This window comes from Pseudorhodoplanes sp. (genome assembly GCF_059499825.1).
The window spans coordinates 174900-188566 of the sequence record NZ_JCABZI010000018.1 but is presented as its reverse complement, the minus strand read 5'-3'; the positions used below and the strand labels follow the sequence as shown (position 1 = coordinate 188566).

Below are 13667 nucleotides of genomic sequence, written 5' to 3'. Positions count from 1 at the left end.
CCCTGGCCTGGCGATCCGACTTCAGGACAACGGGCCCTTGAAAACGAAGAAAGCGCCGACCGCGATAAAGCCGAAGCCGACCGCATAGTTCCAGGTGAACGGCTCCTTCAGATAGACCACCGAGAAGCCGGCAAAGACAATGAGGGTGATCACCTCCTGGATCGTCTTGAGCTGTGCGGTCGTATAGACCTCGCTGCCCCAGCGATTGGCCGGCACCGCCATGCAATATTCGACGAAAGCGATGCCCCAGGCCACGAAGATCACGATCAGCAGCGGCTGTTCCTTGAACCGCAGGTGACCGTACCACGCGAGAGTCATGAAGACATTGGAGCCGAGCAGCAGGAGGATCGGCAGCAGATACGGCGATGTGGGTGACATGGGGAACCGTTTGGCGTGAATGACAGCGGTTTCTAGCATCGCCGTCGCGAAAGTGCGCAGTCCTGCCTGACCTCAAAAATGATCAGGCGGAGCGCCGTAGAGCGGTCGCAATTTCGTGCCCCAGGCTTTACGCTTCGCTGTCCTCCCCCGGAGAATCACGATGCGCCAGACAACACGCCATGCGACCGCGATCCGTGCGACCGCCCTAGCCGCCGCCATCCTCCTTGCGGCGCCCTTCGGCGCGCAAGCCCAGCCGAAGCAGCCCCCGCAGAAAGGCCCGCCGCCGGCCGCTCCCGCCAAGCCCTACACCCCGATCGCCGTGAAAATTCCCGCGCCGGTCAACGACCCGAGTTACGAGGCCTTCCGCAAGCAGCTCGGCGAAATCGGCGCGAAAAAGGACCGCGCCGCGCTTGCGAAGCTGGTCGTGACGCAGGGCTTCTTCTGGGAAGGCGAAAAGGGCGACCAGGCCGACAAGAAGAAATCCGGGATCGACAATCTCGCCACGGCGATCGTGCTGGGCGGAAAGCAGCCGGTCGGCTGGGACATCCTGCAGGGTTACGCCGCCGATCCGACCGCGACCGCCTTTCCCGGCCGGCAGGGCGTGATCTGCTCGCCCGCCGATCCGCAGTTCGACGAAAAGCAGCTGGAAGAGGTGGCCAAGGCCACCGGCACCGATCCCGGCGACTTTGCCTATCCGCTGGATGAAAATGTCGAGGTCCGCGGCGCCCCCCGCGCCGATGCGCCGGTGACGGAAAAGCTCGGGATGGTGCTGATCCGCATCATGCCGGATCCCAAACAGGCCGCCCCGAAACAGAACGAGGTGCCGATGGTGCGGGTCGTAACCCCGTCCGGCAAGGTCGGCTACATCTCCGCCGACATCCTCTCGCCGCTCGGAAACGACCAGATTTGCTACATCAAGGACGCCAGCGGCTGGAAAATCACCGGCTATGTCGGCGCCGGCCCGGGCCAGCAGTAGCCGGGGGCAGGGTCACCGTCCGGTTGCGGATCGCCGCGCCCGGACGCTCCTTCCCGGCGGCCGGGGAGGTAATAAAGAACCATTCCGAGCCATACTGTCGCGGAGTTTTGACGTCCGCGCATATTGAATTTTGCCACATATTTGGGTCAGAGTTTCGTCAACATTGTTCTTGGGGAGCCGGGTTTTCAACATGAACTGGATACGAGGGCTGGCATTCGCCGGCATAGTGGTTGCGTGCGGCCTGCCGGCACCGGTCGTTGGACAAGGTGCGGGCCAGGTGCCGGCACCGACGATCAACGATCGCGATCCCGGCGTGGACGGCAATGCAGGCTTCTCCCTGCCCTACGAACTGAGGCGTCAGGCGGTTTTTTACCGCACGCATGAAGCCCCGGGCACGATCATCGTGAACACGCATGATCGCTTCCTGTATCTCGTGCAGGGCGACAATCGCGCCATCCGCTACGGCGTCGGCGTCGGCCGCGACGGCTTCCGCTGGGGCGGCATCCACAAGATCTCGCGCAAGCAGGAATGGCCGGACTGGACGCCGCCGCCGGAGATGATCGAGCGCCAGCCGTATCTGCCGCGCTTCATGGCCGGCGGTCCGGGCAATCCGATGGGCGCACGCGCGCTTTACATCGGCAGCACGGTGTATCGCGTACACGGCACCAATGCGCCGGAGACAATCGGCCATGCGGTGTCGTCGGGCTGCTTCCGGCTGGTCAACAGCGAGATCGAAGACCTCTATTCGCGCGTGCCGGTCGGCACCAAGATCGTCGTGCAGCACCGCTGACGATTGCGACTTCATTTCGTGAGCCGAAAAACCGCTAGGCTTTTCGCAAGGTCGAAATAGCGAGACGAAAAAAGCCGCCGACGGGCGGCTTTTTTGCGCGCATGTCGTTGCGTTCGGCTTTATGACAGACCGGCACGGCCGCTTGAGACGGTCGATCGGAGGAGATGCCATGTCTGTCATGATCGCGCGGTGCGCGTTTGCCGCCTTGCTGCTTGCTATCACCGCACCCGCTTTCGCCCAGGACAGCTATCCCTCGCGCCCGGTACGCGTCATCGTCGGTTTCGGCGCCGGTGCATCTGCTGACACCACGGCGCGCGTTGTCGCGCAGAAACTGGGGCAGTTGCTCGGACAGCAATTCATCGTCGAGAACAAGCCGGGCGCCGGTAGCAACATCGCCACCGAGTTTGTCTCTCAGGCGCCCAAGGACGGGTACACCCTTCTGTTGGGAACGGTTGCCAATACGATCAACACCACGCTGGCGCCGCAGAACCGCTTCGACTTCGCCCGCGACTTTGCACCGGTCACGCCGCTGGTCGTGTTGTCGAACATCCTGGTTGTGCACCCGGACACCGGCGTGAAGAGCGTCGGCGAACTGATCGCTCTTGCGAAATCCAAACCCGATTCCCTGTCATTCGCCTCTTCCGGCGTCGGAACATCCCCGCATCTTTCCGGCGAGCTGTTCAACCAGATGGCAGGCGTGAAGCTCGTGCATGTCCCTTACCCCGGCAGCGGACAGGCGGTGACCGACCTCCTCGCCAACCGCGTGCAGGTCATGTTCTCGCCGGCGCCGACCGTGTTGCAGCATGTGAGTAAAGGCACCTTGCGGGCCCTCGCCTCCACGCAGTTGAAGCGCACCAATGCCGCGCCCGAATTGCCGACGATGGACGAAGCCGCATTGAAGGGTTTCGACACCGGCCTCTGGTTCGGTTTGCTGGCCCCGGCTGGGACGCCGAAGGACGTCATCGACAAGTTGTCGAAGGCGACCAACGAAGCGCTCAAATCACCCGACGTCGTCGAAGCGCTCTCGAAACAGGGCATGGACATTCTCGGCGGCTCACCGGAGCAGTTCGCAAAACTGATTGCGAGCGAAACCGAAAAGTGGAGCAAGGTGGTCAAGGCCGCCGGCCTCGAGAAAAGCAAGTAACAATTGAGGCTGCGGAATCGCAGCGCAATGACAACAGGATCGAACCGATGAAGCTGAGCGCGAAAGCCTGCCGACCTTTCTTCGATGCGGTGGACGAAAAGTCCAGGGAGATGGGCGTGGCCGTCACCACCGCCGTGGTTGGACCGGAAGGCCACCTGATCGCACTCGAACGTATGGACGGCGCCGGCTTCATCACGCCCGACACCGCAATCGCCAAGGCTTATACCGTCGCGGCGTTTCGCTCGATGAGCCCGCGCTTTCCCGACGGACTCGTGATCCAGCAATGGTTCAAGGAGCGCAATCCGCAGCTGATGGCCAACGCGTCGGTGTTCACAAACGGGAAGATCGCAGCGTCAGGCGGTTCGCATCCGGTATTCCATGGCAACGAGATGATCGGCGCCTATGCGGTCAGCGGTGCAACGTCCAATCAGGACGAAGAGATCGCCGAATATGCGCGCAACAAGGTCGGCTGGGCGAAGACCGCTGCGGACGATTCGGTGGCAGACGGCGTCAAAAAGCATATCAACGAGATTTACGAGAGAGTGGGCATTCGCGACCGCAAACTCTGATCGTTATTGGCGGAGCGGTTCGACAGTTGCAATTTGAACGATTGCGTTAGCGTCGGCGTCACCCTCCTTGCGGATCGTTCTTGCGTCTTAAGCGAGCTTAAGCCGTGGCTTCGGTATAGCGCTGCTGTCGCAGGGCCGAACCATGAAACTCCTCTCGCTGTTGAAGTCGTCTCCTCCCTATCTCTGGCTGTTTCCGCCGCGGCCGTTGTTCCGCGATCGCAAGCCGCCGAGTGAAAAGCCCGAAAGATCGCCGGTCAGTCCGGTCGGCGTTCTTGCCGGCGGCATGATGCTCGCCAGTCTCGTGGTGACGACATCGGCGGTCCTGCGCGGTCCGGTTTCGGCATCGACCACGGATGGCTATGCCGCTGCGGGACGCGAGGCCGAGCACGGCGAGGACATGACCGTGAATCCGGTGATCGCCGTGATCGACCGGAATTGCGCAGAGCACGCGCGCGAAAAGCTGATGGTCGGTCTGACGAATTACTATCTGCAGCGGCGCCTGCGTCCGGGCGCGACGTCGGACGACGCGGCGGAGACATCGTCGCTCACCGGCGTCCTTGCCGGCCCGGGCGATCCCGCCGCCATGACCCCGGCCACGTCCTGCCAGAGCTGAAACCGCGGCCTGGCTGCCACGCCGGCAGGCCTTCGGCGTGCGGCAATCGCCATTCTCTCGACATGAAGCCGGTCTAACGACCGGCATTCGACAAGATCGCGATTGAGCCAGGCGGCGCCGCGGCGCCGCCTTTTGCTGTGTGTGGACACCGCATGTTCGGGTGGTTTGAGAAAGTGCTGCAGCCGACGGTGCTGCCGGATAATCCGGAGCCGCCGCCGACGCTGGCTGCCTTCTATTGGCATTTCGCACGACAGGCGAAGGGGCTGTTTGCCGCGCTGTTCGTCACCGGCTTCATCGTCGCTTTGCTCGATGTCACGATCCCGGTTTTCATTGGCCGCGTCGTCACCCTCGTCACATCGAGCGACCCGGCGACGCTGTTCGCGCAGTCGTGGCACATCCTGCTGGCGATGGCTGTCGTTCTCGTGGTGCTGCGCCCGCTGGCGCTCACCGCGCAGAACGTGGTCGCCAATCAGGCGATCGCCGCCAACCTCACCAACCTGATCCGCTGGCAGAGCCACTGGCATGTGGTGCGGCAGAGTTGGGCGTTCTTCCAGAACGACTTTGCAGGCCGCATCGCCAACAAGGTGATGCAGACCGGCCCCGCGATCCGCCAGAGCCTGGTCTCGATGATCACCGCGGTCTGGTACATTCTCGTTTACGGCACCAGCGCGATGCTGCTGCTGGGAGCGGCCGATCTCTGGCTCGCCTTGCCGATTCTGGTCTGGTTCGTTGCCTACGCCATCCTGCTGTGGATCTTCGTGCCGCGCATGCGCGACAGGTCGCTCGACGTGTCGGAAGCGCGCTCGCTCGTCACCGGACGCGTCGTCGACACCTACACCAACATCCTGACGCTGAAACTGTTCGCACGCGCCCGCGAGGAAGACGCCTATGTCCGCGACTCGATCGAGATGCATACCGGACATTTCCATGCGTCGCTGCGGCTCAACACGCTGTTCACGCTGACGCTGTCGACCCTGAACGCGGCGATGGTCGTGTCCGTTGCGGGCCTGTCGATCTTTCTATGGACGCAAGGGTCGGTGCAAGTCGGCACGGTGGCGATGGCGCTGCCGCTCGCCTGGCAGATCGTCAACATGGCCGGCTGGGTCGCCTATCAGATCACCGACATTTTCGAGAATATCGGCGTCGTGCAGGAAGGCATGCGCGCGATCGCCCGTCCGCTCGGCCTGACCGACAAGCCGGATGCCAAAGAGCTGAAGGTCACGCGCGGCGAAATCGCATTCGAGGATATCCGGTTCGGCTATGGCAGCGAGAAGGGCCTGATCGAAGACCTGTCACTGACGGTGAATCCCGGCGAAAAAATCGGTCTGATCGGCCGCTCCGGCGCCGGCAAGTCGACGCTGGTCAACCTGCTGCTGCGCTTCTTCGAGCTGGAGGACGGCCGCATCCTGATCGACGGGCAGGACATCGCGCAGGTGACGCAGGAATCGCTGCGTACGCAGATCTCGGTGGTGACGCAGGATACCTCGCTGCTGCACCGCTCGATCCGCGACAATATCCGCTACGGCCGCCCGTCCGCGTCGGACGATGAGGTTGTCGCGGCGGCGAAGCTTGCCCAGGCGCATGACTTCATTCTCGGCCTAGAAGACTGGCGGCACCGCCACGGCTATGACGCGCAGGTCGGCGAGCGCGGCGTCAAGCTGTCCGGCGGCCAGCGCCAGCGCATCGCTATCGCCCGCGTCATCCTGAAGAACGCGCCGATCCTGGTGCTCGACGAGGCAACATCCGCGCTGGATTCCGAGGTCGAAGCCGCGATCCAGTCGAGCCTCGATGAACTGATGAAGAACAAGACGGTGATCGCGATCGCGCACCGGCTTTCCACCATCGCGCGCATGGATCGTCTTGTCGTTCTCGACAAGGGCCGCATCGTCGAACAGGGCACGCATGACGGATTGCTGCAAGCCGACGGACACTACGCGGCGTTGTGGCGCCGCCAGTCAGGCGGCTTCATCGATTCCCCGGGCCTCGCCGCGGCGGAGTAGGTTGCGCGCCGCGCATATCTTCGCGCGGCCTGTGCATGCTAGCGTGTGGGCCTTATCGCGAGGGGCATCATGCGCATCATTCATCTGGCCGCCACCGTCCTGTTGTCGCTGTCATCGATAGCCGGCGCACAGGCTGAGACCATCCGCGTCGCGCATGACCAGCGTTTCCCGCCTTTTGCGGAAGTGAAGGACGGCATGTCCGCAGGCCTCGCGGTCGATATCCTGAACGCCGCGGCGCAGCGCGCCGGCCTGACGGTCATCTACGTGCCGGTCCCGTTCGCGGAAATTCAGAAGACACTCGAAGACGGCCGCGCCGATGCGGTGTTTCCGCTGGCGATCAATCCGGAGCGGCGGCAAGTATTCGACTTCTCGGCCCCGCTGGTGATCACCGGCGGCGCGTTGTTCGTTCGTGCGCCGCAGCCGACGCCAGATGGATTGAAGGCGCTCGCGGGCAAGACCGTGGTGACGCCCAAGACCGGCCCGCTCGCCGGCTTCATCGGCAAGACCGCGCCCGAGGTGAAGCTGGTGGTCAATGCCGACTACGACGAAAGCTTCGCGCAATTGCTGTCGGGCGAGGCCGATGCCGCTGCGCTGAATTTCCAGGTCGGGCGCAGGCTCGCGTCCACGCTTCACGCCGGCAAGGTCACTTTGCCGGAGAAACTGTTCCTCGAATTGCCGCTCGCGGTCGCGGTCCGCAAGGGCCAGTCCGCCGATCTGATCGCAAAACTCGACAAGGGCATTGCCGCCATTCGCGCCGATGGCACCTGGGAGAGCATCAACAAGCGCTGACCGGCGATCGCGGGTTGAACACACAGCAATAGCTCCGCTTGCAACTATTGCGTGTGCTCACCCGTCCGGCTGCCGCATGGCCCAAGCGAGCGGCGTGCATGGCCTGCGGGTTGCAGGCCGCCGGACGATTGCGCATATATGGCGGGAACCGAGTCACGCGTCCGCCGCCTCGGACCACCTGACACATTCCGACCTGCATGCGCCGCCGCCCGCGCGTCCGCCGTGTTTCGGGGTGCAGACGTCCTCCGGCGAACCAACAAGGAGAACAACAATGGCGCGCAAACCGACCAAACGGACCGAATTCGTCCTGTTCGACGTGATCTACGAAGACGGCAGCCAGCGGTCCAACCGTCGCGTGCCTGGCGAAGCGCTGGGAGGCCTGGAAGGCGATGAGCCCGCCCGCGTCATCATCGAACAGCAGGACCGGGAGATCGCGGAAAAATCCGGTCAGAGTCCGCTCCGCATCAAGACCCTTCACCGGGCCGGCACCAAGCCGTCGGAAAAGGAATGGAAGCGGCAGCGCTCCTGAGCGGATGGCCCTGTCGTAAAACTGTCATCCACTAAACCTAGCTCGTCGCGCACACCCCGCAGACCGGGATCCCGTCGCGATGAATCGGCCAGAACCGCCGGTCGACAGCACACCTGCTGCCGGCATGATTTCCGCCTTCGCTTTCGATGCCGAAGGCCATGCCCGTGCGCTGCTGCCCGATCAGGTCGAGGCCGCGCTCGGCAGCACGCAGGGCTTCGTCTGGGTTCATCTGTCGCGCGCCGACATCCGCTGCCGCAAGTGGGTCGAACTGCACGCGCCGTTGAGCGACATCGCCCGCGAGATCATGCTGGGCGACGAAGACCATCAGCGCGTCGAGGTCTATGGCCGCGAGATCGTCGGCGTTATTCCCGAGTTGCATCTCGAATTCGACAATCCGACCGAGGATTTGACGCGGCTGCGCTTCGCCATGACCGACCGGCTGCTGGTCACCATGCGGCGCATCCCGCTGCGCTCCGTGGAAAATGTCCGCCGCTCGATTGCGGCCGGCACGCATTACACAGCCCCGATCGAAGTCCTGGACGGAATCATCGATCACTTCGCGCATGTGATCGGCCAGTTTGCCGAACGCATCGGCGACGATCTCGATCTGGTCGAGGAACGGGTGGCGCACAGCCCGCGCGGCGACGAATCCCAGGTGATCGCACGCGCACGCAGCCAGTCCGTGCGCATGCATCGCCAACTCTCGCAAATGCGCGGACTGTTTCACCGGCTCGAACTGCGGGTGGCCGGTCCGCTGCCGGAGCTGGCCGCACCGGTCCAGTCGCTGGCGCAGAAGATCGACGATTTCGATCACTCGGTCGCCGCGATCCACGATCGCGCGCGCCTGTTGCAGGAAGAACTGGCGGGCCGCATGGCCGAACTGACCAACCGCCGTCTGCTGACGCTCTCGATCCTCACCGCCGGCATCCTGCCGCCCACGCTGGTCACCGGCTTCTTCGGCATGAATACGAAGGACCTGCCGTTTCTGGAAACGCCAGGCGGCACCTGGTACGCGTTGGCGATCGCCGCCTGCGCCGGCGCTTTTACCTATTGGGCGATCCAGCGGATGCGGGCGCTTTAGGCGGCAAAGGCGTTGCAGCAAAGGCGTTGCAAATGTGCGAGGGTTTGGTTTCCTTCTTCAATTGGGGGGAAGTCGATTGTCGAAGCGAGGCTTCGGCAGTCAGGTGGGGTCACACTTGCTGGATGACCCCCTCCCCAAACCTCCCTCTTTCAGGGGGAGGGAGTCGAGAGAGCGCCGCTCATGAACAATAATTGTACCCCCCTAACCCGCCGCTCGCTGATCGTCGGTACCGCGGTCGCGGCCAGCACGCTTGCCGCGCCCGCGCTCGCGCAGAACGACAGCCGCAGTTTCGTGCTGGTGCATGGCGCCTGGCGCGGCGGCTGGTGCTGGCGACGCGTCGCCGACCGGCTGGAAAAGCGGGGGCACAAGGTCTATTCGCCGTCGCTCACCGGGCTCGGCGACCGCTCGCATCTGATCGGCACGCGGCCGACTGTGACCACCCATATCGACGACATCGCCAACATCATCCGCTTCGAGGATTTGCAGCGCGTGGTTCTCGTCGGCCATTCCTATGGCGGCCTCGTGATCTCCGGCGTCGCCGAAAAGGCGCAGAAGCAGATCGCTTCGATCGTGTTCCTCGATGCGTTTGTTCCGGAGAACGGCGCGACCATCATGAGCCTGTCGCGGCAGGGATTGCGCGACAATGTCAACGCCGCGATCAGGCGCGGCGAGTTGGGCATTCCGCCGGCCAGCGCGGCCATCTTCAACGTCAACGAAAAAGATCGCGCCTACGTCGACAGGAAATGCACGCCGCAGCCGATCGGCACCTATGGCGATCCGGTGAAACTTACCGGCGCGCGGGAGAGGATCGCCCGCAAGACCTATATCCGCGCGAAGGGCTTCAACTCGGCCGGCTTCGACGCCATCGCGGCAAGGCTCAGGGCCGATCCGTCTTGGAACGTGCACGACATGCCCTGCGGACATGATGCGATGATCGACATGCCGGATCGTCTCACTGAGCTTTTGCTCGCAGCGTCATGAAAAACGCCGCGCCCAGAGGGACCTGAGCGCGGCGCGCCTCCTCATTCCGGCGCCGCTGGAAGGTCGCACGCCGGACGAGTAGCCGATGATCAGAGAGCCGGTTACATCGCCGGCAGGATCGCGATGTCCTTCACGTCACCCTTCACGCCTTCGATGGTCGCAGCCTTGGTGGCCTTGCCGGTCTTCAGATCGACCGACCACAGGTCGGCGCCGGTCATCGCCCAGGCCTCGTTCTTGGTGCCGTCGGACCAGATGTCGAACGCGATCATCTTCGGCGAGGCACCGAGCATGCCGACCGTATTGAGAACGCCGTCATTCGGCGGAACCTGCTTCACCAATGCTCCGGTGCCGAGATCAATGTTGAACAGGTCGGTCGACTTCGTTCCCTTCACCGAGTTGGTATAGGCGCCGGCGCCGATCATCGGGGTCTTGCCCTTGCTGGCATCGCTGTCGGCGTATTTGTGGCTGCCATCGGTGATGACCTTGCCGTCATCGACATTGACCCGCAGGCTGGTGCCGTCATTGCCCATCACGCGGAGACGATCGGCGGCCGGATTGAAGTCGACCGTCGCCCAGACGCCCTGCTTCAGCATGGTCTCGAGCTTGGATTTCATGGTGGCCTTGCCGTCCATGCCAACGGTGTAGAGCGTGCCGTCCGCGGCGAGCGCATAGAGCATGCCGTCGGCCGGGCGTACGTCGATACCGAGGATGTCGCCCTTGATGCCGTCGACCTTCATCGATTTCGTCACCTTCTTGGCGTCGGTATCGACGATGGCGATGGTGTCATTGCCGATCAGGGCTGCGACCTGAGCGGCCTGCGCCGCGACAGCGGAAAATGTGACGGCCGCGGTTGCGGCCAGCAATGTCTTGAACGTCATCTGCAAAACTCCGTGCTTTTTGCGCCCCGGGGGTTGGGGTCGTGGCGGATACCGGCCGGGATGCCGGTTTGGATGCAGCCCGAGAAAAAATCTTTTTGCAGGTTCCCTGCATCCAAACGCCGCGGTGCCCGGGTAACCGGTCGATACAACGGAACGGGGCTGCTATACGCAGACGCAACAGGGACCGGTTCCGGGATGGCGATGGACGACCAGGCCGATGAGGCGCAGTTGACCGCAGCGCTGTTGCGCTGCGCCGGCGGCGACCGCGCGGCTTTGCGCGTGATATTCAATTTGGAAGCCGCCCGCATGACCGGTGTTGCGTTTCGCATTCTGCGCCGCCGCGATCTCGCCGACGAGGCGGTGCAGGAGGCGTTCCTCAGAATCTGGCGGCTATCGAAAAGCTTCGATCCGGCCCGCGGTAGCGGCCGGACCTGGATCTATACGGTGCTGCGCAACCGGGCGCTGACGCTGCTTCAGGACGAAGCGAAGTATCCGGCCTCCGATAGCGACAGCGAATGGCCCGAGGCCTCGGCGGAAGCGGCATTTGCCATGCTGCCGGAGACAAGCGCGCTGCGTCGCTGCCTGGAGCAACTCGATCTCAAGCGTCGTTCGGCCGTCGTGCTCGCCTACGCCCACGGCATGAGCCACGGCGAACTGGCCGGCAAGCTCGGCGTGCCGCTCGGCACCGCCAAGAGCTGGACCCGGCGCGGCCTTCTCTCCCTGCAGGAGTGCATGGGATGACCGAGCGCGACAACATTCTCGCCGCCGAGTTTGTGTCGGGCCTGCTCGATCCGGCGCAGCGCGCCGAAGCGGAGCTCCGCGTCGAAACCGACGCCGCGTTTGCCGCGCTGGTTGCGCAATGGCGTGAGCGCCTGTCCGACCTGGACCGCACCGCGCCGGCCATGCCACCGGATCCCTCCTTGTGGCAGCGGATCGAAACCGGTGTCGCAGCGTCACCGCCGTCCGATCGCCGCCCGCAGCCAGGCTGGTTCGCGCGGCTCTGGAACTCGATCGACGGCCTGCGGGCGGCCACCGCGACCTCGCTTGCATCCGCACTGGTGTTTGCCATCGTCGCCGGTGTAGCCCTGACCTATGCAACGCGCGAAGCGGTGCGAAAGCCGGTCTATGTCGCGATCCTCGTCAATGATGATACCAAGCAGCCCGGCGCCGTCGTCAATGCCTTCGCCGACGGCCGCGTCGAGATGATCCCGTTGACCGACATCGCGGTGCCGCCCGGCCGCGCACTCGAAATCTGGACCTTGTGGGATCGCAATGTCGGCCCGCGTTCGGTCGGCCTGATCGATCGTGCGCGGACCGTGCAACTCAATCTCGACAAGCTGCCGCCCACCGGACCCGACCAGTTATTCGAGATCACGCTCGAGCCCGAAGGCGGCTCGCCGATCGGCCGTCCGACCGGCCCGATCCTCTACAAGGGCACGACCTCGCGCTCGCTGTGATGACGTGCCTGGTCGCTCGCACCGGCCCAGGCATCGTCCGGCATTTGCATCAAATCCGAACAAACGGATTGACGCCGCCCTCACCAAGACCGCGCACGTGCGGGCGCCTGCCTCGCTGTCTCCATGATCGCACGGAGAGATGCGGCATGCGCGCGATCGCGTGAGCCTCCTCCATCACGAGACAGTCTGAATGAAATTTGTCCGGAGCCCGTCTGGCCCGCCTGGGTTCGCATCAATGAAAGCGATCGAGCAGATCCGTCTTCAGCAGGCCTTGCAGGCGCAGAAAAGCGCCGGTCCATTGCCGATCATACTCGGCGCGGTGATCGCGTTGGGAATCGGCCTGCTCGGCGCGAGCGGCACCATACGCGCGCCGACCTTGTCGCAGGCCAGGATGCAGATCGCGGCTGGCGGGGTCAGGCCACCGGCAACGGTCGCCATTGACGCGAGCATGGACCGCATCGGCAACGCTGAAAACGCGATCCTGCTCCGGACATGCGTACCCTTTGCGCGGTTCGGCCTCGGCGATGCCATCGAGCACCGCCGCTTATACAGGTCGCTGCAAACCGCCAGCGGCTTGCCGGCCGTCTCTGCGATCACCGGGAAACGGCCGAAGCCGATTGACGACGCGCTCTCCGCCGCGATCTGGGCCGAAGCGGCAGACTGCATCTACCGGCAGAATAGCTGGATGCTGTGCGATCCCGACAATCGCGCGCTGGCCGTTGAAACCGCCAGCACCTTTTTTCGTCGCCTGTCGGCCGCGGAAAAGACGGAGCAGTTCGTCGACGGCCGCACGCGTCGCCCCGGCATCGGCGCGGACCCCCGCAGCCACGCCTTGCAGCATGCGTCCGCGAGCAAGGATCGCGTATTATCCGGCATCCGCGCACAAGTCGCCGAAGGTCGCATCACCGAAACGGATTTCGGCCTGTTCGCGCCTGTCGAGATCACCCAGATCGCTCGGGAGACGCGGGTAGCGCGTGATGTCTGCGCCGCGGAAGATTGAGGCTGGCGGACCGAAGTTCGGCCCGGGGAACCCTACCCCACCACCCTGTCCATATATGCCGCGCCGCCGATATCGCAGACATCGTGCCGGCCGAACCAGCGATAGCGGTTGCGCGCAATCATGCCGTAGGCCCAGTCCCGCAGCGGCTTCGGCACGATGCGGAACGCGCGCACCCAGCCATAGCGCGGCAGACGCGACAGCGCGGCAATCGCTGAATCGGAGCGAAGATTGACGGTCCCGTCGACCAGCACCGCATTGCTTTGCGGATTGTCAGGATCGATGCCGTGCTTCAGCGCCAGCGCCCGACCATAATCGCTCTGGATTGGCGTGAACAGAAACAGACGCTCCCCATCGCGGCTGGCGACGAAGCGCACCCAGCCCGAGCACAGGACGCAGACGCCGTCATAGAGGATGAGCCCGCGCCCGCCCGGCTCGCCGATCTTGTGAAGCTGCGGATCGCCGGGTGGGATCATCTGGATGAA

The 13667-nt window shown here is 64.1% G+C and carries 16 protein-coding genes; 13 read left to right on the top strand and 3 right to left on the bottom strand.

Annotation, left to right across the window (positions count from 1 at the left end):
- Nucleotides 1-21 precede the first annotated feature (21 nt).
- Complete coding sequence (locus tag AC5I5I_RS22485) at nt 22-378, bottom strand: DMT family protein (RefSeq protein ID WP_495976787.1); 357 nt, start codon at nt 376-378, stop codon at nt 22-24.
- 160 nt (nt 379-538) lie between these two features.
- Between AC5I5I_RS22485 and AC5I5I_RS22480 the strand changes: the two genes are divergently transcribed.
- From AC5I5I_RS22480 to AC5I5I_RS22435, 10 genes are all read left to right on the top strand, one after another.
- Nucleotides 539-1354 (top strand): hypothetical protein, encoded by an 816-nt coding sequence (locus AC5I5I_RS22480; RefSeq protein ID WP_495976785.1) that lies wholly within the window; start codon nt 539-541, stop codon nt 1352-1354.
- 190 nt (nt 1355-1544) lie between these two features.
- A complete protein-coding gene (locus tag AC5I5I_RS22475) occupies nt 1545-2144 on the top strand; it encodes a L,D-transpeptidase (RefSeq protein ID WP_495976783.1) in 600 nt (199 codons plus the stop codon).
- A gap of 169 nt (nt 2145-2313) precedes the next feature.
- Nucleotides 2314-3288: a Bug family tripartite tricarboxylate transporter substrate binding protein gene (locus AC5I5I_RS22470; protein ID WP_495976781.1), complete on the top strand. Its 975-nt coding sequence runs from the start codon at nt 2314-2316 to the stop codon at nt 3286-3288.
- A gap of 47 nt (nt 3289-3335) precedes the next feature.
- Nucleotides 3336-3857: a GlcG/HbpS family heme-binding protein gene (locus AC5I5I_RS22465; RefSeq protein WP_495976780.1), complete on the top strand. Its 522-nt coding sequence runs from the start codon at nt 3336-3338 to the stop codon at nt 3855-3857.
- A gap of 142 nt (nt 3858-3999) precedes the next feature.
- A complete protein-coding gene (locus AC5I5I_RS22460) occupies nt 4000-4470 on the top strand; it encodes a hypothetical protein (RefSeq protein ID WP_495976778.1) in 471 nt (156 codons plus the stop codon).
- A gap of 152 nt (nt 4471-4622) precedes the next feature.
- Nucleotides 4623-6470 carry an ABC transporter ATP-binding protein gene (locus AC5I5I_RS22455; RefSeq protein WP_495976776.1) on the top strand — a complete coding sequence of 616 codons (1848 nt, stop codon included), beginning with the start codon at nt 4623-4625 and terminating at the stop codon, nt 6468-6470.
- A gap of 69 nt (nt 6471-6539) precedes the next feature.
- Complete coding sequence (locus tag AC5I5I_RS22450; protein ID WP_495758581.1) at nt 6540-7259, top strand: substrate-binding periplasmic protein; 720 nt, start codon at nt 6540-6542, stop codon at nt 7257-7259.
- Between the two features lie 271 nt (nt 7260-7530).
- Entirely contained in the window at nt 7531-7788 is a 258-nt protein-coding gene (locus AC5I5I_RS22445) for a hypothetical protein (RefSeq protein WP_495758580.1), read from the top strand.
- A 79-nt stretch (nt 7789-7867) separates the two neighbouring features.
- Nucleotides 7868-8869, top strand: coding sequence for a CorA family divalent cation transporter (locus tag AC5I5I_RS22440; protein ID WP_495976773.1), 1002 nt, complete (start codon nt 7868-7870; stop codon nt 8867-8869).
- 180 nt (nt 8870-9049) lie between these two features.
- Entirely contained in the window at nt 9050-9850 is an 801-nt protein-coding gene (locus AC5I5I_RS22435) for an alpha/beta fold hydrolase (protein WP_495976772.1), read from the top strand.
- Between the two features lie 101 nt (nt 9851-9951).
- On the opposite strand, the gene AC5I5I_RS22430 is transcribed toward AC5I5I_RS22435, so the two are convergent.
- Complete coding sequence (locus AC5I5I_RS22430) at nt 9952-10728, bottom strand: DUF4394 domain-containing protein (RefSeq protein WP_495976770.1); 777 nt, start codon at nt 10726-10728, stop codon at nt 9952-9954.
- Nucleotides 10729-10800: 72 nt separating this feature from the next.
- Between AC5I5I_RS22430 and AC5I5I_RS22425 the strand changes: the two genes are divergently transcribed.
- The 3 genes from AC5I5I_RS22425 (at nt 10801) to AC5I5I_RS22415 (ending at nt 13185) form a co-directional block, all read left to right on the top strand.
- Entirely contained in the window at nt 10801-11469 is a 669-nt protein-coding gene (locus tag AC5I5I_RS22425) for a sigma-70 family RNA polymerase sigma factor (RefSeq protein ID WP_495976768.1), read from the top strand.
- A complete protein-coding gene (locus tag AC5I5I_RS22420; RefSeq protein WP_495976766.1) occupies nt 11466-12185 on the top strand; it encodes an anti-sigma factor in 720 nt (239 codons plus the stop codon). The genes AC5I5I_RS22425 and AC5I5I_RS22420 overlap by 4 nt, the downstream gene beginning before the upstream one ends.
- A gap of 235 nt (nt 12186-12420) precedes the next feature.
- The gene (locus tag AC5I5I_RS22415; protein ID WP_495976764.1) at nt 12421-13185 is read left to right on the top strand and encodes a hypothetical protein; all 765 of its coding nucleotides are present in this window, start codon (nt 12421-12423) and stop codon (nt 13183-13185) included.
- A 32-nt stretch (nt 13186-13217) separates the two neighbouring features.
- Here the strand turns inward: AC5I5I_RS22415 and AC5I5I_RS22410 are convergent, their stop codons facing one another.
- Nucleotides 13218-13658 (bottom strand): thiol-disulfide oxidoreductase DCC family protein, encoded by a 441-nt coding sequence (locus tag AC5I5I_RS22410; RefSeq protein ID WP_495976762.1) that lies wholly within the window; start codon nt 13656-13658, stop codon nt 13218-13220.
- Nucleotides 13659-13667: the final 9 nt, after the last annotated feature.

Excerpts from the sequence above, each read along its gene's own strand:
- AC5I5I_RS22485 (WP_495976787.1), bottom strand. The coding sequence starts at position 378 with ATGTCACCCACATCGCCGTATCTGCTGCCGATCCTCCTGCTGCTCGGC.
- AC5I5I_RS22480 (WP_495976785.1), top strand. The coding sequence starts at position 539 with ATGCGCCAGACAACACGCCATGCGACCGCGATCCGTGCGACCGCCCTA.
- AC5I5I_RS22475 (WP_495976783.1), top strand. The coding sequence starts at position 1,545 with ATGAACTGGATACGAGGGCTGGCATTCGCCGGCATAGTGGTTGCGTGC.
- AC5I5I_RS22470 (WP_495976781.1), top strand. The coding sequence starts at position 2,314 with ATGTCTGTCATGATCGCGCGGTGCGCGTTTGCCGCCTTGCTGCTTGCT.
- AC5I5I_RS22465 (WP_495976780.1), top strand. The coding sequence starts at position 3,336 with ATGAAGCTGAGCGCGAAAGCCTGCCGACCTTTCTTCGATGCGGTGGAC.
- AC5I5I_RS22460 (WP_495976778.1), top strand. The coding sequence starts at position 4,000 with ATGAAACTCCTCTCGCTGTTGAAGTCGTCTCCTCCCTATCTCTGGCTG.
- AC5I5I_RS22455 (WP_495976776.1), top strand. The coding sequence starts at position 4,623 with ATGTTCGGGTGGTTTGAGAAAGTGCTGCAGCCGACGGTGCTGCCGGAT.
- AC5I5I_RS22450 (WP_495758581.1), top strand. The coding sequence starts at position 6,540 with ATGCGCATCATTCATCTGGCCGCCACCGTCCTGTTGTCGCTGTCATCG.
- AC5I5I_RS22445 (WP_495758580.1), top strand. The coding sequence starts at position 7,531 with ATGGCGCGCAAACCGACCAAACGGACCGAATTCGTCCTGTTCGACGTG.
- AC5I5I_RS22440 (WP_495976773.1), top strand. The coding sequence starts at position 7,868 with ATGAATCGGCCAGAACCGCCGGTCGACAGCACACCTGCTGCCGGCATG.
- AC5I5I_RS22435 (WP_495976772.1), top strand. The coding sequence starts at position 9,050 with ATGAACAATAATTGTACCCCCCTAACCCGCCGCTCGCTGATCGTCGGT.
- AC5I5I_RS22430 (WP_495976770.1), bottom strand. The coding sequence starts at position 10,728 with ATGACGTTCAAGACATTGCTGGCCGCAACCGCGGCCGTCACATTTTCC.
- AC5I5I_RS22425 (WP_495976768.1), top strand. The coding sequence starts at position 10,801 with ATGCAGCCCGAGAAAAAATCTTTTTGCAGGTTCCCTGCATCCAAACGC.
- AC5I5I_RS22420 (WP_495976766.1), top strand. The coding sequence starts at position 11,466 with ATGACCGAGCGCGACAACATTCTCGCCGCCGAGTTTGTGTCGGGCCTG.
- AC5I5I_RS22415 (WP_495976764.1), top strand. The coding sequence starts at position 12,421 with ATGAAAGCGATCGAGCAGATCCGTCTTCAGCAGGCCTTGCAGGCGCAG.
- AC5I5I_RS22410 (WP_495976762.1), bottom strand. The coding sequence starts at position 13,658 with ATGATCCCACCCGGCGATCCGCAGCTTCACAAGATCGGCGAGCCGGGC.